Origin of the sequence: Mycobacterium sp. 134, assembly GCF_048282715.1 — a bacterium.
Classification (GTDB): domain Bacteria; phylum Actinomycetota; class Actinomycetes; order Mycobacteriales; family Mycobacteriaceae; genus Mycobacterium; species Mycobacterium septicum.
The window spans coordinates 5437537-5457255 of record NZ_JBLVUN010000008.1 but is presented as its reverse complement, the minus strand read 5'-3'; the positions used below and the strand labels follow the sequence as shown (position 1 = coordinate 5457255).

Below are 19719 nucleotides of genomic sequence, written 5' to 3'. Positions count from 1 at the left end.
CCTGCCGTCTCACGAGGCGATGGCAGTGAGGATGTCGCGCTGCACGGTCGGCGTCACCGGCCTGTGCACCAACCGCTCGCCACGGGCCAGCCACTCGGTATCGGCCCATTCGATCCGCGCGGGCAGTCGCCGCCAATAGTGCGGGTGCGAACGCAGGTACACCTCGACACTGGCGTGCACCTTCGCGTCCAGCGGCGCCCGGCACCGACCGATCGCCGGTGCGGTCCCCGCCAGCGCGTCGACGTCGGTGGGGCAGGCGGTGTTGTCGACGATGTGCAGCCCGGCGGCCATCGCCCCGTCCAGCATCCAGTCCAGGGCGATATCGGCCAGCGGCCAGCAGGCGCCCGTGCCACCGGTGACGTCACAGCGGGCTCCCCGGAACCAGACTTCGTCGAGGCGCTCGCAGTACCGCACGGTCCGGCGCCCGCCGTCCACGCCCACCGCATGCCGGCCCGATTCCACGGTCGGCAGCGGGCCCATCTGCTGTTTGGTGCCCGGAGTGGCCGTCGCGTTCCACAGCCCGACGAACCGCACCGGCACCGCAGGGTCGCGGTCGCCGACGAGTTGCGCGGCCAGCACCCTGATCTGCCGCCAGTCCTGGGGCGTGCGAGGCGTGCGGGGCAGCACGTAGGTGGCGAGTGCGTAGTCCAGCACGTCGTCGGAATGGGCAGGCAACAAGCCGACCGTGCCGAGCAGGGTGGCCAGCTCACCGGCGCGATGCCCGCCTTCGCCACCGCCGAACACGAAGATCCGGTCGCCTGGATCCCAGGCGTCGCCGAGGAATCGGTATGCCTCGACGATGGCGGCTCGGGCTTCGCTGACGGCATCGCCGCGGCGGCCCGACGCGATTCTTCTGCCGTGTCGTATGGCCGTGCCGCTGTGATACCAGTTCAACTGATCGGTGTCATCCAGCAACCGAAACAGCATCTCGGTATTCGATGCGTCACGGAGTCCGGGATGTTCATCTGTGTGGTCGAAGCACAGCACGATGTTCTTCACGATGACCCCCGCCGGGACTGTCAACTACTGCTCAACTATTGCTGACAGTTACTTTGCCGGGTCTGCAGGCAGATGTCCTGAGTATTGCACTACTCGAATCGCGGAAAACGGTGCATAGTTCCTATTGCAACCGATTTGGCAACGAAATCCGTGGCAGTAGGCCGGTAGTAAGGCGCAATTGCCCCGTTGCGGCGGCGTTAATTCAGCGGATTCCGCATTTGGCCCGACTGAAACGATTCATCAGCCGCCCATCAACATGCGCCATTGGTCGAGGTTTGACGCCCGATACACGTAGTTGCTGCGTTTGACCTCATCGAGCGGAGCGCTTGGTTCCTCCGAGTACCAGTGCCCGGGGAAGACGGTCGGATCTCCGGGCAGCTTGGCCAACGCCTGGAGGCTGCGGAACATGTCGTCGACATTGCCGCCGGGAAAGTCGGTGCGCCCGCATCCGTCGAGGAACAACGTGTCCCCGGCGACCAGTCGGCCGCCCAGCAGGAAGCACTGGCTACCCGGGGTATGGCCGGGAGTGTGGAGTAGCTCGATCTCCACCGCGCCGACCGAAACCTTGTCGCCGTGCACGTGCTCGGTCAGCTCGCTCTGCGCGATCCCGGTGACCTGGGAGACCCAGTTGGCCTCGTGGGTGTTGACGTGGACCGGCACGCTCTGGCGTTCCAGCAGCTCGGCGAGGCCCTTGAGGGAGAAGCCCGCCATCGTGCCGCCGACGTGGTCGGGGTGGTGATGGGTGACCAGCACGCCGGACAGGTGCATGCCGTCGTTCTCGAGCGCGTCGACGAGATCGTTGGCCGCATACGCGGGGTCGACGACCACGGCATCGCCGGTCTCGCGGTCGCCGATCAGGTACGAGAAGTTGCGCATCTGCTGGGCGATCACGTCGCCGGCCGCGTAGTCGCGACCTGACAGCAACTGCCGGAAGTACAAGCGGTCATCAACCTTGGGCTCGGACATCCGTCAAGACTATTGCGGCTCGGTACGGGCATCCTCGCAGGTCCAAAAACCGCACGTCATGGCGTGTTTGACCCCACATCGATAAAACTCGCATCAAAAATGCGGAATTACTAGCGTCATCGGTATGCACCTCACCCGGTTCACCGACCTAGGACTGCGCACGCTGATGCTGCTGGCCTCGGGTGAGTCCGAGGACCGCCGCATCACCACCCGCACCATCGCCTCGGGTGCCAACGCGTCCGAGCATCACGTGGCCAAGGCGGTCTCCAAGCTGTCCGAGCTCGGCATGGTGCACGCCAGGCGGGGCCGGGTCGGGGGACTGGTGCTCACCGACGCCGGGCGCAACGCCTCGATCGGCTGGCTGGTGCGCGAACTCGAAGGCGATCGCGAGGTCATCGAATGCGGCGGGGATTCCCCGTGTCCGCTCATCGCGGCCTGCCGCCTGCGCCGCGTGCTCGCCGACGCCAAGGAGGCGTTCTACCGCGAGCTCGACCGCTACACCGTGACAGACCTGACGGCAGACAACCGCCTGCCGATTGTTTTACAACTCACAACCGAAGGGAATCTCCGATGACCGTCACCAGCCCCGAGCCGTCTGCGGTACGCGACGAACTGGAGCCGCACCACGCCGAGATCGTCTCGGCGACACTGCCTCTCATCGGCGCACACATCGACGAGATCACTTCGGAGTTCTACCGGCGGCTGTTCGCCAACCACCCCGAGTTGCTGCGCAACCTGTTCAACCGCGGCAACCAGGCCCAGGGTGCCCAGCAGCGCGCGCTGGCCGCCTCGATCGCCACGTTCGCCACCCACCTGGTCAACCCGGACCTTCCGCATCCGTCGGCCCTGCTGGCGCGTATCGGTCACAAGCACGCTTCCCTCGGCATCACTGCCGACCAGTACCCGATCGTGCACGACAACCTGTTCGCCGCGATCGTGGAGGTGCTCGGTGCGGAGACCGTGACCGCCGAGGTGGCCGAGGCCTGGGACCGGGTCTACTGGATCATGGCCGACACCCTGATCGCGCTGGAGCGGGATCTGTACGCGGGTGCCGGCGTCGAACCCGGTGACGTCTTCCGGCGCCTGCGCGTCGTCTCCCGCGTCGACGATCCGTCCGGTGCTGTGCTCGTCACGGTCCGTGCCGCCGAGCCCGTCAACTTCGCTGCCGGACAGTACGTATCGGTCGGCGTCACCCTGCCCGACGGTGCCCGCCAGCTACGCCAGTACAGCCTGGTCGGCGCGCCCGGGTCCACCGACCTGACTTTTGCGGTCAAGCCGGTCGACGCCGTCGCGGACCAGCCCGCGGGCGAGGTGTCGTCGTGGATCCGGGCCAACCTCTGCGTCGGTGACCTGCTCGACGTCACGGTGCCCTTCGGTGACCTGTACAACGGCGGCCGGCCCGACGGCCCGCTGGTGCTGGTGTCGGCGGGGATCGGGGTCACCCCGATGGTCGGCATCCTGGAGTTCCTGGCCGCCGAGGCACCCGACACCCATGTTCGGGTCCTGCATGCCGACCGCAGCGACAACGGTCACCCGCTGCGGGAGCGTCAGCACGAGCTGATCGACGCACTGCCCGACGCGAGCCTCGACCTCTGGTACGAGGACGGCGTCACCGGAGGCGCGGCAGGCGTGCACGCCGGCCTGCTCAAGCTCGACGGCATCGAACTGCCCGCCGACGCCGCCTACTACCTGTGCGGCGGGGCCGGCTTCGTCGAGGCGGTCCGCACCCAGTTGAGTGACCGCGGAATCGCCCACGAGCGGGTGCACTGCGAGCTGTTCGCCCCCAACGACTGGCTCCTTGACTAGGCGACCAGGCAAAACAGCTCCCCGGCGGCCGCGTTGACCTGCGGTTTGGTTTGGCTGCCGGGGAGGTTGTACCCTCTTTAAGGCCCCGCAGCCGCAACGCCGCGGGACTCGCCCCCTTAGCTCAGTCGGCAGAGCGTTTCCATGGTAAGGAAAAGGTCAACGGTTCGATTCCGTTAGGGGGCTCGGTGGACGCCCGGGCAGAGCCCCGCCCGCGTCGATCGGGGCGGTGTAGCTCAGCTGGTTAGAGCGCACGACTCATAATCGTGAGGTCGGGAGATCGAGCCTCCCCACCGCTACAGGAACATCAAAAGCAGAGCGTGATTTTGAGCAGGGAGAACTGACGTGGCGTCGAGTACCGACGTACGGCCGAAGATCACTTTGGCGTGCGAGGTGTGCAAGCACCGCAACTACATCACCAAGAAGAACCGCCGCAACGATCCCGACCGGCTCGAGATCAAGAAGTTCTGCCCTAACTGCGGCACCCACCAGCCGCACAAAGAGTCGCGGTAGCCATTCGCTGTGGCTCTTTCGACCAGCATCGTCGGGATGCACTACCGGCATCCTGAGCACTACGAGGTCGGGCGCGAGAAGATCCGCGAGCACGCGCTCGCGGTCAAGAACGATGGTGCGTTCTACCACGATGAGGCTGCAGCAGCCGAGCTCGGATACGACTCGGTGCTGGCACCGCTGACCTTTATCTGCATTTTCGGTTACCAGGCGCAGTGGGCCTTCTTCGAGTGGGCCGAGATCGGCATCCAGGATGCTCAGATCGTCCAGGTCGACCAGGAGCTGAAGTTTCACAAGCCGGTCAAGGCCGGGGACAAGCTGTACTGCGACGTCTACGTGCATTCCGTGCGCAAGGCGCACGGGACCGACATCATCGTGACCAAGAACATCATCACCAATGACAATGGTGAGGTGGTCCAGGAGGCCTACACGACCCTGGCGGGGCGTGCGGGTGACGGAGAAGAGGGTTTTAACTGATGGCGCTGCGCGAGTTCAGTTCGGTCAAGGTCGGCGACACGCTCCCCGAGCGGGTGATCCCGCTGACCCGTGGAGATCTGGTCAACTACGCCGGTGTGTCCGGTGACCTCAACCCGATCCACTGGGACGACGAGATCGCCAAGCAGGTCGGCCTCGACACCGCGATCGCCCACGGCATGCTGACCATGGGCGTCGGCGGCGGCTACGTCACCGAATGGGTCGGCGACCCGGCTGCCGTGACCGAGTACAACGTCCGGTTCACCGCCGTCGTGCCGGTTCCCAACGACGGTGTCGGAGCCGAAATCGTCTTCAACGGACGGGTCAAGTCCGTCGACCCCGAAGCGAAACTGGTCACCCTCGCCATCTCGGCGACCGCAGGCGGGAAGAAGATCTTCGGGCGGGCCACAGCGACCGCGAAACTGGCGTAAGGAGTTCTGGGCCATGGCACTCAAGGCTGATATCCGGGGAATGGTCTGGAAGTATCCGTACCCGTTCCTGATCGGCCGCGAGCAGATCCGCCAGTACGCCAAGGCCGTCAAGGCCATGGACCCGGCCAGCCACGATGAGGCTGCTGCCGCCGAACTCGGCCATGACACCCTGGTCGCACCGCTCACCTTCGCCTCCACCCTGGCGCTGCTGGTGCAGGAACACTTCTTCCAGAACGTCGACATCGGCATGGAAACCAAGCAGATCGTCCAGGTCGACCAGAAATTCCTGTACCGCAAGCCGCTCAAGGCCGGCGATCAGCTGCACGCCGTCATGGAGATCACCTCTGTCGAGGAGCGCTTCGGCGCCGACATCGTCGTCACCCACAACGTCTGCACCGATGACGACGGGGCTGTGGTCCTCGAGGCGATCACCACCATGATGGGTCACGACGCCGACGATTCCATCCAGGTGAAGTGGGATCCGGAAACCGGCAAGGTCGTGCGGAAGGCCGCCGGGGAGTAGTCGTCATCAGTGGGTGCGATTAGTTTCTGGCGCCCACGCCGGGTACACTCGGAAACCGGGGTTTTTCCCATTTCAGCGCGCTGTCCGTCTGCTTGACCATCGAGCGATCGGGCCGCGCGCGAATTGTGTAAGCCTCGACGCAGTACGGTGACGAAAACGCCAGAAAGTCACCAACAGAGGGGCGTAGCTCAACTGGCAGAGCAGCGGTCTCCAAAACCGCAGGTTGCAGGTTCAAGTCCTGTCGCCCCTGCTCAAACTGAATACTCGACAACGTGTGGACACTGGAAGGTGAACACACAAACCAGGATGAAAGGCATGCGGTGAGCGACGAGCGCGAAGGTGCCGGCTCCGCAGACGACACTGGAACCGACGCTGGCACCGACACCGGGGCAACGGACACCACCCACGGCCAGACCGCTGTGGTGACCCGGCCGCTGCGCCCGACCGGCAAGCGGACCCGTCGTGGCGTGGCTGCTGAGGCCGACGGTGACGAGGCCGCCGAGGGCGACGCGTCGAGCGACGATGTCGAGGCCGACTCCGGTAAGTCGAAGAAGGCCAAGAAGAACGCGAAGGCCACGAAGGCCGGGCCGTCGCGGAACCCGATCATGTTCGTCGTCAACTACCTGCGGCAGGTCGTTGCCGAGCTCCGCAAGGTGATCTGGCCGAACCGCAAGCAGATGGTCAGCTACACCACGGTGGTGCTGGTCTTCCTGGTGTTCATGGTTGCGCTGATCTCCGGCGCCGACCTTGGACTGGCGCGGCTGGTGTCGCTGGTGTTCGGCACCTGATCCGGAATTTGAGAGAGGACTGACAACGTGACCACGTTCGACGGCGACGAGACCGTTGCCGACGATCCGACTCAGGATCACGGGACCGTCGACGGCGTCGAGTCGCAGACCGACGATTCGGCTGAGGGCCAGGAGGCCGTCGAGGCCGCAGCGGTCGACGAAACCGAATCGGCAGCAGCCGAGGCCTCAGAAGAGGCGGCCGAGGCACCTGCTGCCGACGAAGCCGACGAAGACGAGGACCCGGCAGTCGCGCTCAAGAAGGAACTGCGACTCAAGCCAGGTGACTGGTACGTCATCCACTCTTACGCCGGTTACGAGAACAAGGTGAAAGCCAACCTCGAGACCCGCGTGCAGAACCTTGACGTCGGCGATTACATCTTCCAGGTCGAGGTGCCCACCGAAGAGGTCACCGAGATCAAGAACGGCCAGCGCAAGCAGGTCAACCGCAAGGTGTTGCCGGGCTACATCCTGGTGCGCATGGAGCTCAACGACGAGTCGTGGGGCGCAGTGCGCAACACCCCGGGTGTCACCGGTTTCGTCGGCGCCACCTCGCGGCCGTCCCCGCTGTCGCTGAACGACGTGGTGAAGTTCCTGCTGCCGCAGGGCGCGGCCAAGAAGCCCGCCAAGTCCAGCGCCGCCGCCGCGGCCGGTGCCAGCACCGAGGCCACCTTGGAACGTCCCGAGATCCTGGTCGATTTCGAGGTCGGCGAGTCCGTCACCGTCATGGACGGCCCGTTCGCGACGCTGCCCGCCTCCATCAGCGAGGTCAACGCCGAGCAGCAGAAGCTCAAGGTGCTGGTGTCCATCTTCGGCCGCGAGACACCTGTCGAACTGACCTTCAACCAGGTCTCAAAGATTTAGTCGCCACAGCGGCTAGAAACAACGGGCGTTTCACGCCCTTGGATGAGCAAGTAAAGGAACACCAGAAGCATGGCCCCGAAGAAGAAGGTCGCCGGGCTCATCAAGCTGCAGATCCAGGCCGGGCAGGCCAACCCCGCCCCGCCGGTCGGTCCTGCACTTGGCCAGCACGGCGTCAACATCATGGAGTTCTGCAAGGCGTACAACGCCGCGACCGAGTCGCAGCGCGGAAACGTCATCCCCGTGGAGATCACCGTCTACGAGGACCGCAGCTTCACTTTCGCACTGAAGACCCCGCCCGCCGCCAGGCTGCTGCTCAAGGCCGCCGGTGTGCCCAAGGGTTCGGGCGAGCCGCACAAGACCAAGGTCGCCAAGGTGACCTGGGACCAGGTTCGCGAGATCGCCGAGACCAAGAAGGCCGATCTCAACGCCAACGACATCGACGCCGCGGCGAAGATCATCGCCGGCACCGCCCGCTCCATGGGCATCACCGTCGAGTAGTTCGGCACCAAGCAATACGTGGGAGGGCCCGCTTCGGCCCGCCAACCACAGACTCTGAACTGGAGATTCAATGAGCAAGAACAGCAAGGCATACCGCGAAGCCTCGGAGAAGGTCGACCGGGACAAGCTTTACACCCCGCTTGAGGCCGCGAAGCTGGCCAAGGAGACCTCCTCCAAGAAGCAGGACGCCACCGTCGAGGTCGCCATCCGCCTCGGCGTCGACCCCCGCAAGGCTGACCAGATGGTCCGCGGCACCGTCAACCTGCCGCACGGCACCGGTAAGACCGCCCGCGTCGCCGTGTTCGCCGTCGGTGAGAAGGCCGAGCAGGCACTGGCCGCCGGCGCCGACGTTGTCGGCAGCGACGACCTGATCGAGAAGATCCAGGGCGGTTTCCTGGACTTCGACGCCGCGATCGCCACCCCGGATCAGATGGCCAAGGTCGGTCGGATCGCCCGCGTGCTGGGCCCGCGCGGTCTGATGCCGAACCCCAAGACCGGCACCGTCACTCCCGATGTCACCAAGGCTGTGGCCGACATCAAGGGCGGCAAGATCAACTTCCGCGTCGACAAGCAGGCCAACCTGCACTTCGTGATCGGCAAGGCGTCCTTCGACGAGGCCAAGCTGGCCGAGAACTACGGCGCCGCCCTCGACGAGGTGCTGCGTGCCAAGCCGTCGTCCTCGAAGGGTCGTTACCTCAAGAAGGTGACCGTCTCCACCACCACGGGCCCGGGCATCCCGGTTGACCCGTCGGTGACCCGGAACTTCACCGAGGCGTAGCTCGCGGAGCCGACCATCGGCACCGAGGCGTAGCTCGCGGAGCCGACCATCGGCACCGAGGCGTAATTTTCTCTGCGCGAGCAGCACAAAAGTGCCCCAAATCTACGGATTTGGGGCACTTTTGCTGGGGACCCCTCCCGCTTGCGGGGGACTGCTGGGCGTTACGGCGCGCTGCATTCGGCCAGCCGGCGCTGCAGGAAGGCCCGTGCCGGCTCGGACCCGGAGCCTTCGCCCTCAAGTGCGATGCGGTACCAGCGCCGGGCCTCGTCGAAGCGGCCGGCCCGACGCAGAAGATCCGCGCGGATCGGCGCCACCGCATTGGTCCGGGCCAGCCGCGGATCGTCGGCCACTTCGTCGAGTGCGGCCAGGCCGGCCGCGAAGCCGTCCCGAAAGCCAACGGCGAGTGCGCGATTGGCGCGCACGACAGGGGAGTCCGTCATCGCGGCCAACCGGTCGTAGGCCAGGCAGATGGTGGCCCAGTCGGTGTGCTGCCAGGTGGGGGCGGTGGCGTGCAGCGCCGCGATCACCGCTTGCGGGAGATATGTTCCGGGTGCGCCTTCGGCCAAGCGCAACTGCTCCAGGCCCCGTGCGATACGTCCCCGATCCCAATGACTACGGTCCTGCTCGTCCAGCGGTATCAGCGCACCGCCCTCGTCCACCCGGGTGCGACGGCGCGAATCATGCAGCAGCACAAGTGCTGCGAGCGCGTGCGCATCCTGGTTGTCCGGCATCAACGCACACAGTTCGCCGGCGAGCCGGACACCCTCGTCGCACAATTCGTCGCGGATGGCCGACGGTCCGCCGGTCGACCAGTAGCCCTCGGTGAACACCGAATAGATACAGCCGAGCACATGTGGCGTGCGCTCCTGCAGAAGCTCCGGGGGTGGCACTCGCAGCGGGATGTTGGCCTGCCGAATCTTGTTCTTGGCCCGGGTGATCCGCTGCCCGACCGCGGCGTCGGACTGCAGCAGGGCGCGGGCGATCTCGGTGACGGTGAGCCCCGAGATCAGCCGCAGCGTGAGGGCCAGCTGCGAACTGCGGTCCAGCGCAGGATGAGCGCAGGTGAACATCATCCGCAGCTCGTCATCGCGCACCGGGTGCAGCTCGGCATCACCGCCCGACGCGTTCACCTGCTCGTACACCGCTGCGAGTTCCTTTCCAGGACGGGCAGATTCACGCCGCAGCCGGTCCAGGACGCGATTGCGCGCCACCGTGATCAACCACGCACCCGGATTGGTCGGCGTACCCTCGGCGGGCCATGTCCGCAGCGCCTGCGCACAGGCCTCCTGGACGGCGTCCTCGGCCACGGAGAGATCACCCGACCACCGGGCGATGGTGGCCACCACCGGGCCCCACTCGCGCCGAAAGACGCCGTCCAGCTGGGTCACCGAGGGCTACAGGCCCGAGACGCCCGCCAACTGGCGGACCTCGATGGCCGATGCGGGAATCATCGACGCCAGTTTGACCGCCTCCTCACGATCGGAGGCGCGCAGCACGTAGAAGCCGTTGGCCACCTCGGCACCTTCGATGTAGGGCCCGTCGGTCAGCAGCACCTTGCCGTCGCGCACGCGCACCGTCGTCGCGGTCGTCGGCGGATGCAGCGGCGCGCCCGCCAGCGTCCTGTCGCCGATGGTCTTGGCGAGTTCGCCGTGCTTGCCCGCCTGCTCATTCCACTCGTCGGTTCCTGGCGTGTTGACGTCCTCGGGCCGCTCCAGCAGCAGGGCCAGCCAATCACTGCCCAGCGGCTGCTCGGGGGCCTGCCAGTGGACCATCGGCCACACCTCGACCGCACCGAAATGGGCGACCGGGATGTCGCGGGCCAGTGCAAGGGCGTCATCGAGATTGTCGGCCTCGAACACGTAGTAACCGCAGGCCACCTCGGCACCCTCGGCGAACGGGCCGTCGGTGATCGTCGGGTTGTCCGGCCCACCGGCGATGCGGGTGGCGGCGGCGGACTTGTCCAGCGCGTCGCCGGCCCGGATCGCGGACGCCGCCTTGGCGTGGAAAGCCTGGAAGGCAGCCATGCCCTCGGCTGCCTCGTCGGGGGCGAGTTCCACGTCGCGGCTGATCAGTAAAGCGAAGTAATGCATCGTCATCTCCCGGCGTCAGCGAGTGGAACCCTCTGTTCCACTCTCTACCTATCCGACGAACGACGGTGCCGGGATCCGACAGACCGCGCGAGATTGCTTCTGTCTACTTCTCGCTACTTCTGCAGCGTGAACTGATGCACGCTGATGTGGCCCGAGGCGAAGTATTTCTGGCAGCCGTTGAGGTACTTGTCGTAGCGGTCGTAGACCTCCTGGCCCTGGATCGCGATGGCCTCGTCCTTGTGGGCCTCGAGCGCGTCGGCCCAGATCTTGAGGGTCCGGACGTAGTGCGGGCCGATCTCCTGCAGCTGGGTGACCTTGAACCCGGCTTCGGTCGCCTTTTCCTCCTCCATCGTCACCGAGGGCAGCCGGCCGCCGGGGAAGATCTCGGTCATGATGAACCGGGCGAACCGGGCATCATCGAACGTCATGTGCAGGCCGAGCTTCTGGCCTTGCCGCAGGTCGAATCCCGTGATGTTGTGCAACAGCATGGTGCCGTCGTCGGGCAGCGCGTTGTAGGCCGTCTCGAAAAACGCCGGGTACCGCTCGAATCCGAAATGCTCGAAGGCGCCGATCGACACGATGCGGTCGACCTTGTCGTTGAATTCTTCCCAGCCCTGCAGCCGAACCTCGACATTGCGCTCGGTGGGCACCTTGGAGAGCTTTTCGATGGCGTATTCACGCTGCTCGCCACTGAGCGTCAGGCCGATGACATTGACGTCGTACTTCTCGATCGCCCGCGCCATGCAGGCGCCCCAGCCGCAGCCGATGTCCAGCAGCGTCATCCCCGGTTCGAGGCCCAGTTTGCCCAGCGCCAGATCGAACTTCGCGATCTGGGCCTCGTCGCCGGTCATGTCCTCGCGCTCGAAATAGCCGCATGTGTAGCCCATTGTCGGGCCTAGAAACAGTTCGTAGAATTCGTTGGAAATGTCGTAGATCGACTGCAGTTCTTCATATTTCGGTGTCAATTTGGACATATTCGATATGCTCCAAGCTGTAGAGTTCTCCCCGCGAATCTCAGGGTACCGCAGCCATCCACCACGAGCCTGTTGCCGCTACCGTCAATGAATTTCGTCGGCAAACAAAATTTCCCCACAGGACGATAATTTGTCTGGTTTTGCCTGCGGAGATGCGACGGACAGTGTCTCGTTGGCGAAGGAAATCAACCCGCGACATGCAGGGTGAACTGATTGACGTCGATGTAGCCGGTCCGGAAGCTGCTCGCGCAACCCGTCAGGTAGCGCATGTACCGGTCGTAGACCTCCTGCGACTGGATCGCGACCGCCTCGTCGCGACGTTCCTCCAGGTTGGCTGCCCAGATGTCGAGGGTGCGCGCATAGTGCGACTGCAGGGACTGCCGGCGGGTCAGGGTGAACGCGGCCCGGGCGGAGTGCTCCTCGACCATCTCGATCGACGGCAGCCGCCCACCGGGGAAGATCTCGGTCACCATGAACTTGACGAACCGGGCGAACTCGAACGACAACGGCATCCCGCGGTCGATGATCTGCTGCGGCTTCAATCCGGTGATCGTGTGCAGAAGCATCACGCCGTCGGCGGGCAGGGCATCGTGGGCGAACCGGAAGAAGTCGGCATACCGGTCGTGACCGAAATGTTCGAACGCGCCGATCGAGACGATGCGGTCCACGGGCTGGTCGAACTGTTCCCAGCCGGCCAGCAGCACCCGCTTGGAGCGGGGGCTGTCGGACTCGTCGAAGCTGCGCTGCACATGGGCGGCCTGGTTGCGGCTGAGGGTGAGGCCGACGACGTTGACGTCGTGGCGTTCGATCGCGCGCATAACCGTTGCACCCCAACCACATCCGACATCAAGCAGGGTCATCCCGGGTCGTAGGCCGAGCTTGCCCAATGCCAGGTCGATCTTCGCCAGCTGGGCTTCCTGCAGCGACATGTCATCGCGCTCGAAGTACGCGCAGCTATAGGTCCTGCTCGGGTCCAGGAAGAGCGCGAAAAAATCGTCGGACAGGTCGTAATGGGCTTGTACGTCGTCGAAATGGGGTTTGAGTTGCTCCGGTTTTTTTGCCATGCGGCGCCTATCGGGAGGAGACCCACCGGCGAGAGCTGCACTATGCCACGTCTTGACCTAGCCGCCCCCCCAGACTGCTGCAGTGAAGCGTAGATGCAGTTCGGCCAGCTACCGAGTTTTAAGGCGCCGGCAAAGGGGTGATCGCGAAATTAACGTTGCGGATGCAGAAAACTAAGCGGAGCCGGCGAAGTTCGTCTTGAGCTCGCCGACGATCTCGTCCCACACCGGTTCCGGTAGCTCGTGGCCCATCCCGTCGATCAACACGAGGCGGGCGCCTGCGATCGCGCGGGCCACCGCACGGCCCCCGAACGGGCGCATCAGCCGGTCCGAGCGACCGTGGATCACCACGGTGGGCGCACTGATCCGCTTGTCGTGGTGGCGCAGGCTGCCGCTGCCGAGAATGGCATCGAAATGCCGGGCGATCCCGGCCGGGTAGTAGGCGCGGTCGTACAGCTCGGCGGCCTGGGCCCGGATCTCCTCCTCGGGAGTGGGGTAGCCGGGGCTGCCGTTGATCCTGCTGATCCGAACGGCGTTGTCGATGATGGCTTCTCGCGACGAATTCGCGGGCGGACCGGTGATCACCGACAGCAGCTGCTTGATGCCCGGCGGCGGCAGCAGCGGCTGATTGTTGCTGGAGAAGATCACCGCCAGCGACTTGGTGCGCTGCGCGTACCGCGCCGCGAACACCTGGGCGATCATGCCGCCCATCGAGCCGCCGACGATGTGGGCGTCGTCGATGTCGAGGTGATCGAGCAGGGCGGCAGCGTCATCGGCGACGTCTTCGAGCGTGTAGACCGACGGGCTGCGCAGGCCCAGAAACGACCGGGCCATCCGCACCGGCATCGGGGAGTCCACCCGCCGGCCGGACAACTTCGTGGACAGGCCCACGTCACGGTTGTCGTAGCGGATGACCCGCAACCCCTGGTTCACCAGCTTTTCGCAGAACCCGGTGCGCCACAACAGCATCTGCGCGCCCAGGCCCATGATCAGCAGCACGGCCGGATCGTTCGGGTCACCCATGTCCTCGTAGTAGAGGTCGACGTCGCCGGGTTCCGCGGATGACTTGGCGAATCCGGACCGCACCTTCATGCCGGCCACTCAGGCCTCGATCCCGTCGTCGGATCCGTCTGAATCCTTGTGTTCGCGGCTGATATCCACCATGAAGTTGGCGAAATACCCGGTGAGCTGGGGGTCGTTCATCATCTGCCACGTCGGTGCCAGCAGCTTCATGTACCGCTCGACGTAAAGGAACTGCTTGCCGATCAACACCAGTTCGCGGGGCAGTTTGACGTCGTAGGCGTCGGCCAGTGCCGAGAGTTGCTTGCCGATTTCGGCGTAGGACATATCCCCGAGCGACTTCATCGTGAGCGGGGTAGCGAACTTCTCCAGATCCTTGGCGGCCTGCGCTTCGGGCTTCACGGTTCCCACCGCCCCCATCAGCACCACGATCTTGCCCGCGGCCGCGTGGTCCTTCTTGACCAGCAGCGCGTAGACGAGCTCGCGCAACAGCCACCGGGTCCGCGGATCGATGCGGCCCATGATGCCGAAGTCGAAGAACACGATCTTGCCTGCGTCGTCGACGTACAGATTGCCCGCGTGCAGGTCCCCGTGGAACAGGCCGTGCTTCAGGCCGCCCTCGAACACGCTGAACAGCAAGGCCTTGACCAGCGCCGTGCCGTCGAAGCCCTTCTTGCGGATCGCGGCCACGTCGTCGATACGCACGCCGGTGACCCGTTCCATCGTCAGCACCCGCTGGCTGGTCAGGTCCCAGTACACCTGGGGTACCCGGATGTTCTCGCCGAGCGGGGAGGCGTGCATGTGTGACACCCACGCGTCCATCGACTGGGCTTCCAGCCGGAAGTCGAGCTCCTCGGCCAGATTGTCGGCGAAGTCGGCGACCACATCCTGAGCGGACAGCCGCCGGCCCAGCTTGGCGAGCTCCACGAGCTGCGCGCCCCGCTTGAGGATCTGCAGGTCGGCGGCGACGCGGCGACGGATTCCGGGGCGCTGGATCTTGACCACCACCTCCTCGCCGCTGTGCAGCGTGGCGTAGTGCACCTGCGCGATCGAGGCCGAGGCGAACGGCTTCTCGTCGAAACTCTTGAACAGGTTCGTGGGCTCGTCGCCGAGTTCCTCGACGAAGAGTTTGTGCACCTCGTCGGTGTCGGCCGGTGGCACCCGGTCGAGCAGGCTGCGGAATTCGCGGCTCAGCGGCTCACCGAACGCGCCGGGGCTCGACGCGATGATCTGGCCGAACTTGACGTAGGTGGGGCCCAGGTCGGAGAAGGTCTGCGGCACCTGCTTGATGATCTTGTGCTGCAGGGACCCTTTGCCGAACATGTTGGCGGCGACGCGGACCCCGGTGCGGGTGATCTGCCATCCGGTGGCGCCGATACGGGCGGCCTCCACAGGCAACGGCACCCGACTCAACCTGGCGACCTCGCGGTGCTTGGTTTTCGGCGGCGTAGTGCTCATAGCTGCAGTGTCTCAAAGGCCACGGTGCGGCCAAAAACATGTGTGCCGTGAGTCACACCGATGCGAAACTCTCTTCGACCGCTTCGCGGCTGAGAATCGGGTCGCTGCCGGGCACGTAGGAGGGCTCGGTGTGCGACACGGTGGTGCCGCCGGCGACCCGCTTCTGCGCTGCCCGGAACTCCATGGTGGTGCCCGCCGCGGTGTGCAGTCCGTTGATGATCGACCACACCAGAGCCCGCCGGCCCGCCCGCTCGATCGGGTTCGGATCGGTGTGCCCGATCAGCTGCTTGGCCCACGTCGGCATGGTGTCGCGGATCGCCCAGTCCACGGCGCTCTGCGGCATCGGCAGGTTGGGGCCCGTGGCCATGGCGGCCCCGTGGGTGAGCGCCAGCTTGGGCAGGTAGGAGTGTAGGCAATCCAGGGTCTCGGCCTTGGTTTCCGGCAGGTCGGTGCCGCCGAGGGCATGTCCGACACGGATGAACTCCCCGTAATAGCGGTCAAGTTTCTTACCGCGCAACGGGTTCGGGTGGTAGATCTCGTGCGCGGTGGCCAGCCCCCACACCACGGTCGCGTAGTTCCAGCGCAGCCAGTCCGGATCGTCGGCGTCGTAGGCCGCGCCGTCGGGGCGGGTGCCCTTGATGGTGTGGTGCATGGCGCGCACGGTCTTGGCCACCCGTTCGGCGGTCTCGGTGTTGCCGTAGGCGGTGCCGATGAAGAACGCGATGGAGTGGCCCAGTCGGACGGCTGCGCCCTGCGGGTCGATGACCGGAATGGCGGTGCCGTTCTCGTCGCGCTTGACGAGTCGCGAATGGTGCATGCCCATCCAATAGATCGACGGATCGAGGCGTTCGATGAAAGCCGCGCACTGCAGGCCGAAGATCAGCGCCTCGGTGTGGGAATGGACATGCCAGACGGCACTGCCCGGACCGAACCATCCCGGATCGCCTGCCGGCCCGGCGAACTCCATGCCACGGAAGTAGTGCTGACGAATGTCCTTGTCGAACTTCCGCTGCAGCATCTGCTCGAGCACCTGGTGCGGCATGTCCACCGTGGACCCCCTTCTGGTTACGTCTGTAGCCAGAATACATTTTGGGTACGGGTGTGACCAGATCTAGTCTGGAGGAATGTCCAGCCCGACCCGATGGGCCGGCGTCCCGCTGACGGACCGCCGTGCCGAACGCCGCGCGCTGCTCGTCGACGCGGCGTTCCGGCTGTTCGGGGACGGTGGGGAGGCGGCGACGTCGGTGCGTTCGGTCTGCCGTGAATGCGGCCTCAACACCCGCTACTTCTACGAGAGCTTCGCCGATACCGACGATCTGCTCGGCGCGGTGTACGACCAGGTGAGTGCGGCCCTGGCGGCCGATGTCGACGCGGCGATGACCGGGGCCGGGGACTCCCCGCGGGCCCGAACCCGTGCCGGAATTGCCGCCGTGCTGGGCTTCAGTTCGGCCGATCCGCGGCGGGGAAGGGTGCTGTTCACCGACGCCAGGGCCAACCCCGTCTTGGCTGCCCGGCGCGCGGCGACCCAGGACCTGTTGCGCGAGGCCGTGCTGTCCGAGGGCGGTCGGCTCAATCCCGGCTCGGACCCGGTCGCCGCCCAGGTCGGCGCGGCCATGTACACGGGGGCGATGGCCGAACTTGCCCAGCAGTGGCTGGGCGGGAACCTGGGCGACGACCTTGGGGTCGTGGTGGATTACGCGCTACGGCTGGTGCTTGGCGCCAATTAGGCCGGGCGGCCAGGTCAGACTGCGGCGGGCCGCCAGCGCTTGATCCACTCGGTCTCTGGCCACTGCTCCTCGGCCGCGAGCAATTCGTACATCGTTGCGCGGTCGATGGATTCGCGGATGATGTCGGCGTGGCCGGCGTGCCGGCTGAGTTCCTCGATCAGGTGCATGGCCACCCACCGCACCGACCAGTTGTCGACGTCCTGCGGGAACCACGGCACATCGTGAGGTACCGGAACGGCGGTGTCGAGATCCCGCTCGGCGAAAACCCGCAGCGTCTCGGCATTCTGGGCCTTGAACGCCTCGAGTAGGCCGGCGAGGGTCTCGTCCTCACGCATCACGTGCAGATCGGCGTACTCGGCCGCCCGTTCCTCGAATGGACGGGGATCCGGCGGCGGGAACTGCGGTGCGTGCTCGGCGCGGTCGGCCCAGCCCTTCTGCACGGCGGTGACGTGCTTGATCAGCCCACCGACCGACAGCGCGCTCACCGACGGGGTGGATCGGGCCTGCTCATCGGTCAGGCCGTGCGCGACCGCGAGGAAGGCGTTCTGCTGAAAGGCGACGAACTCGATCAGGGTCTGACGCTCGTCGGTGGCGGGAGGGGGCATTCCTGGCATGGCTCAGTTCTCCTTGCTGTTGTGGGCTGTTTGGTTGGAGTGCACGTAAAGGTCGCGGATGCAGGCGATTTCGGCGCCGTGGTGGATTACCTCCCGGTTGATGTGCAGGACCAGCACTGCCATGGGCTCATTGCCGTACGGACCTTCGGCGGGCCCGCACGGCTTCTGCAGGTCGGTTTCGTCGAGGCGCCGGACCCCGTCGATCCAATGTCGGTATGTGTCGTCGAGTTGTTTCAGGGCCGTGGCCGCATCGGTGGCATACGGCCAGGACTCGTAGTCGGCAGGCGGTCCGCCGAAGTGTGAGTGGTTGCGCATGGCGAACACGCCGACGATCACGTGCGCCAATCGCCACGCGATGGTGGTGAACGGTTCCGGTTGTGGTGGTGGATAACTGAAGTCGATGGCGCCGTCGGGGTGAACGGTCCAGCAGTCTTTCACGGGCTGCCAGAAGTACTCGTCGTCGGTCAGGCCGTCCAATCGCGGCCTCAGCTGGTGGGTCCAGTGGAAGTCCAGTTGGTCGGCCAGGAGGTTTGTCCACATAGGAATACGCTCTCACCCATATAGGACAGTTTCGGTCCTAAAAGTGCGGCACACTTGTTGCATGGCTGTGAGCAGCGAAACCACCGGCCGGGTGCTGCAACTCCTCGGATTGCTGCAGTCGCGCCGGGTGTGGACGGGTGAAGAGTTGGCCGAACGGCTCGACGTCACCACGCGCAGCGTCCGTCGCGACATCGAGCGGTTGCGTGAACTCGGCTATCCCGTCCACGCCAGCAAGGGGCAGGGCGGCGGCTACCAACTCGGTGCCGGTGCGGCGCTGCCACCGCTGCTGCTCGACCCGGACGAAGCCGTCGCGATGGCCGTCTGCCTGCGGTTGGCCGCCGGCGGAAGCGTCGCGGGCGTCGGCGAATCCGCCCTCCGGGCACTGTCCAAGCTCGACCAGGTCATGCCCGCGCGGTTGCGTTCACAGGTCTCGGCGGTGCACGACGCGACCGTCACCCTGGCTCCCAACTCGTCGGACGCTCCGGTGGAGCCCGATGTGCTGATGACCCTGGCCCGGGCCTGTCGCGACCATGAACACGTCAGCGCCGACTACACCGATATCCGGGGCAACCACACCCAGCGACGGTTGGAGCCCTATCAACTGGTGACCACCGGACGGCGCTGGTACCTCATGACCTACGACCGCGACCGCGAGGACTGGCGCAGCCTGCGGCTGGACCGGATGTCGGCGGTCGTCGCGCGAGGCAGCACGTTCACGCCGCGGGAGGCGCCGGACGCGGCCGACTATGTGCGCCGCTCGATCAGCTCCTCGCCCTACCGCTACAGCGCCCGGGTGCGCTACCAGGCGCCGCAAGCAGTTGTGGCACAGAAGTTTCCACCGGCATCGGCCACAGTCGAGGCGGACGGACCCGACGCCTGCATCGTCACCGCCGGCGCCGACGACCCCGAACGCATGGTGCTGTACTTCGCCACCGTGGGATATGACTTCGAGGTCCTGGAACCGCCCGAGGTGGCGGCCGCCGTCGAAGTCGTCGCCGCACGCCTGCACGCCGCATCCCAGGGAAGCTAGGTGATGCCGAGCCGGTCGATGAGTGTCAGGAACGCGGCGGCGAAATCGTTGTCGGCGGTCGCGACCCGCACCGCATCCCAGTCGACCTGCTCGCGCACCGCACGGGCGGCGGGCAGCAGCGCCGCGAAGTCGCAGTGGTGTTCGTTGAGTGACCGCAGCTTCTCCGACACCACCACTGTCGGCGGCAGGACCGGCATCCGGATCGCCAGGACGTCGAGCACCTCGGCGGACCCGAGAGTGGCCGCATCCACCGACGCCCCGTTGAGTTGGTAGAGCACGTCGACCAGGACGTCGTCGTCGGGATAGGCCTTGAACAACCAGTCCTCGGGGACGTGCACGATCTGGAACCCGGCCTTGCGCAACGTCACCTCGGCCGCCTCGGCGTCGGCCTCGGCGACCACGAAATCGACGTCGTGCACGGGTTCGGGCGCACCGTAGGCCCACAGTGCGTAGCTGCCCGCCAGCGCGAACCGCGGTCCGTGCGCCTTGAACGCCGACGCGGCGCGCTTCAGCGCGTCACGGAGTGCGTCGTTGCGGTCGAACATGTGCGATCCAAGGTCTGTGGGGCGTCGGA

General features: G+C 65.8%; 24 protein-coding genes and 3 tRNA genes. 15 read left to right on the top strand and 12 right to left on the bottom strand.

Annotated features, from left to right (window positions below; genetic code table 11):
- Positions 1-9 precede the first annotated feature (9 nt).
- Positions 10-999 (bottom strand): phospholipase effector Tle1 domain-containing protein, encoded by a 990-nt coding sequence (locus tag ACNQVK_RS30985; RefSeq protein WP_418034441.1) that lies wholly within the window; start codon positions 997-999, stop codon positions 10-12.
- 240 nt (positions 1000-1239) lie between these two features.
- The gene (locus ACNQVK_RS30980; RefSeq protein WP_418032558.1) at positions 1240-1965 is read right to left on the bottom strand and encodes an MBL fold metallo-hydrolase; all 726 of its coding nucleotides are present in this window, start codon (positions 1963-1965) and stop codon (positions 1240-1242) included.
- A 124-nt stretch (positions 1966-2089) separates the two neighbouring features.
- Between ACNQVK_RS30980 and ACNQVK_RS30975 the strand changes: the two genes are divergently transcribed.
- From ACNQVK_RS30975 to rplA, 13 genes are all read left to right on the top strand, one after another.
- Positions 2090-2539 carry an RrF2 family transcriptional regulator gene (locus ACNQVK_RS30975; protein WP_273733012.1) on the top strand — a complete coding sequence of 150 codons (450 nt, stop codon included), beginning with the start codon at positions 2090-2092 and terminating at the stop codon, positions 2537-2539.
- Positions 2536-3771, top strand: a complete 1236-nt coding sequence (locus ACNQVK_RS30970) for a globin domain-containing protein (RefSeq protein ID WP_418032557.1) — start codon at positions 2536-2538, stop codon at positions 3769-3771. The genes ACNQVK_RS30975 and ACNQVK_RS30970 overlap by 4 nt, the downstream gene beginning before the upstream one ends.
- A gap of 110 nt (positions 3772-3881) precedes the next feature.
- A tRNA-Thr gene (locus ACNQVK_RS30965) sits at positions 3882-3954 on the top strand.
- A gap of 39 nt (positions 3955-3993) precedes the next feature.
- Positions 3994-4067: transfer RNA gene (locus ACNQVK_RS30960), tRNA-Met, on the top strand.
- A 46-nt stretch (positions 4068-4113) separates the two neighbouring features.
- Positions 4114-4281, top strand: coding sequence for a 50S ribosomal protein L33 (gene rpmG / locus ACNQVK_RS30955; protein ID WP_003881823.1), 168 nt, complete (start codon positions 4114-4116; stop codon positions 4279-4281).
- Positions 4282-4290: 9 nt separating this feature from the next.
- Complete coding sequence (hadA, locus tag ACNQVK_RS30950; protein WP_276130640.1) at positions 4291-4755, top strand: (3R)-hydroxyacyl-ACP dehydratase subunit HadA; 465 nt, start codon at positions 4291-4293, stop codon at positions 4753-4755.
- A complete protein-coding gene (gene hadB, locus ACNQVK_RS30945; RefSeq protein ID WP_418032556.1) occupies positions 4755-5183 on the top strand; it encodes a (3R)-hydroxyacyl-ACP dehydratase subunit HadB in 429 nt (142 codons plus the stop codon). Before hadA ends, hadB begins: the two co-directional genes overlap by 1 nt.
- 13 nt (positions 5184-5196) lie before the next feature.
- Complete coding sequence (gene hadC, locus ACNQVK_RS30940; protein ID WP_418032555.1) at positions 5197-5706, top strand: (3R)-hydroxyacyl-ACP dehydratase subunit HadC; 510 nt, start codon at positions 5197-5199, stop codon at positions 5704-5706.
- Positions 5707-5883: 177 nt separating this feature from the next.
- A tRNA-Trp gene (locus tag ACNQVK_RS30935) sits at positions 5884-5956 on the top strand.
- Between the two features lie 70 nt (positions 5957-6026).
- Positions 6027-6494, top strand: a complete 468-nt coding sequence (secE, locus tag ACNQVK_RS30930; RefSeq protein WP_211157690.1) for a preprotein translocase subunit SecE — start codon at positions 6027-6029, stop codon at positions 6492-6494.
- Between the two features lie 27 nt (positions 6495-6521).
- Positions 6522-7355 carry a transcription termination/antitermination protein NusG gene (gene nusG, locus ACNQVK_RS30925; protein WP_418032553.1) on the top strand — a complete coding sequence of 278 codons (834 nt, stop codon included), beginning with the start codon at positions 6522-6524 and terminating at the stop codon, positions 7353-7355.
- A 69-nt stretch (positions 7356-7424) separates the two neighbouring features.
- Entirely contained in the window at positions 7425-7853 is a 429-nt protein-coding gene (gene rplK / locus ACNQVK_RS30920) for a 50S ribosomal protein L11 (RefSeq protein WP_044516011.1), read from the top strand.
- Between the two features lie 70 nt (positions 7854-7923).
- Complete coding sequence (gene rplA, locus ACNQVK_RS30915) at positions 7924-8631, top strand: 50S ribosomal protein L1 (RefSeq protein ID WP_409550132.1); 708 nt, start codon at positions 7924-7926, stop codon at positions 8629-8631.
- A 161-nt stretch (positions 8632-8792) separates the two neighbouring features.
- On the opposite strand, the gene ACNQVK_RS30910 is transcribed toward rplA, so the two are convergent.
- The 7 genes from ACNQVK_RS30910 to ACNQVK_RS30880 all read right to left on the bottom strand — a co-directional run bounded on the left by ACNQVK_RS30910 (position 8793) and on the right by ACNQVK_RS30880 (position 16282).
- Complete coding sequence (locus ACNQVK_RS30910; RefSeq protein WP_418032552.1) at positions 8793-10019, bottom strand: RNA polymerase sigma factor; 1227 nt, start codon at positions 10017-10019, stop codon at positions 8793-8795.
- A 6-nt stretch (positions 10020-10025) separates the two neighbouring features.
- Positions 10026-10721, bottom strand: a complete 696-nt coding sequence (locus ACNQVK_RS30905; RefSeq protein ID WP_418032551.1) for a YciI family protein — start codon at positions 10719-10721, stop codon at positions 10026-10028.
- A 113-nt stretch (positions 10722-10834) separates the two neighbouring features.
- Positions 10835-11695 (bottom strand): cyclopropane mycolic acid synthase family methyltransferase, encoded by an 861-nt coding sequence (locus ACNQVK_RS30900; RefSeq protein ID WP_044516015.1) that lies wholly within the window; start codon positions 11693-11695, stop codon positions 10835-10837.
- 185 nt (positions 11696-11880) lie between these two features.
- Positions 11881-12759, bottom strand: a complete 879-nt coding sequence (locus tag ACNQVK_RS30895) for a cyclopropane mycolic acid synthase family methyltransferase (RefSeq protein WP_418032550.1) — start codon at positions 12757-12759, stop codon at positions 11881-11883.
- Positions 12760-12930: 171 nt separating this feature from the next.
- Positions 12931-13848, bottom strand: a complete 918-nt coding sequence (locus ACNQVK_RS30890; protein ID WP_418034439.1) for an alpha/beta fold hydrolase — start codon at positions 13846-13848, stop codon at positions 12931-12933.
- Between the two features lie 9 nt (positions 13849-13857).
- Positions 13858-15234 (bottom strand): ABC1 kinase family protein, encoded by a 1377-nt coding sequence (locus tag ACNQVK_RS30885; RefSeq protein WP_418032549.1) that lies wholly within the window; start codon positions 15232-15234, stop codon positions 13858-13860.
- A gap of 52 nt (positions 15235-15286) precedes the next feature.
- Positions 15287-16282: an oxygenase MpaB family protein gene (locus ACNQVK_RS30880; RefSeq protein WP_418032548.1), complete on the bottom strand. Its 996-nt coding sequence runs from the start codon at positions 16280-16282 to the stop codon at positions 15287-15289.
- A gap of 76 nt (positions 16283-16358) precedes the next feature.
- On the opposite strand from ACNQVK_RS30880, the gene ACNQVK_RS30875 reads away from it, so the two are divergent.
- Entirely contained in the window at positions 16359-16961 is a 603-nt protein-coding gene (locus ACNQVK_RS30875; protein WP_418032547.1) for a TetR/AcrR family transcriptional regulator, read from the top strand.
- Between the two features lie 14 nt (positions 16962-16975).
- Here ACNQVK_RS30875 and ACNQVK_RS30870 read toward each other — a convergent pair whose 3' ends face one another.
- Together ACNQVK_RS30870 and ACNQVK_RS30865 are read right to left on the bottom strand one after the other, a co-directional pair.
- A complete protein-coding gene (locus ACNQVK_RS30870; RefSeq protein WP_418032546.1) occupies positions 16976-17575 on the bottom strand; it encodes a DinB family protein in 600 nt (199 codons plus the stop codon).
- 3 nt (positions 17576-17578) lie between these two features.
- Positions 17579-18115 (bottom strand): DinB family protein, encoded by a 537-nt coding sequence (locus ACNQVK_RS30865; protein ID WP_273732999.1) that lies wholly within the window; start codon positions 18113-18115, stop codon positions 17579-17581.
- Positions 18116-18176: 61 nt separating this feature from the next.
- On the opposite strand from ACNQVK_RS30865, the gene ACNQVK_RS30860 reads away from it, so the two are divergent.
- Positions 18177-19145 carry a helix-turn-helix transcriptional regulator gene (locus ACNQVK_RS30860; RefSeq protein WP_418032545.1) on the top strand — a complete coding sequence of 323 codons (969 nt, stop codon included), beginning with the start codon at positions 18177-18179 and terminating at the stop codon, positions 19143-19145.
- Here the strand turns inward: ACNQVK_RS30860 and ACNQVK_RS30855 are convergent.
- Positions 19142-19690 carry a hypothetical protein gene (locus ACNQVK_RS30855; protein WP_418032544.1) on the bottom strand — a complete coding sequence of 183 codons (549 nt, stop codon included), beginning with the start codon at positions 19688-19690 and terminating at the stop codon, positions 19142-19144. The genes ACNQVK_RS30860 and ACNQVK_RS30855 overlap by 4 nt on opposite strands.
- Positions 19691-19719 lie beyond the last annotated feature (29 nt).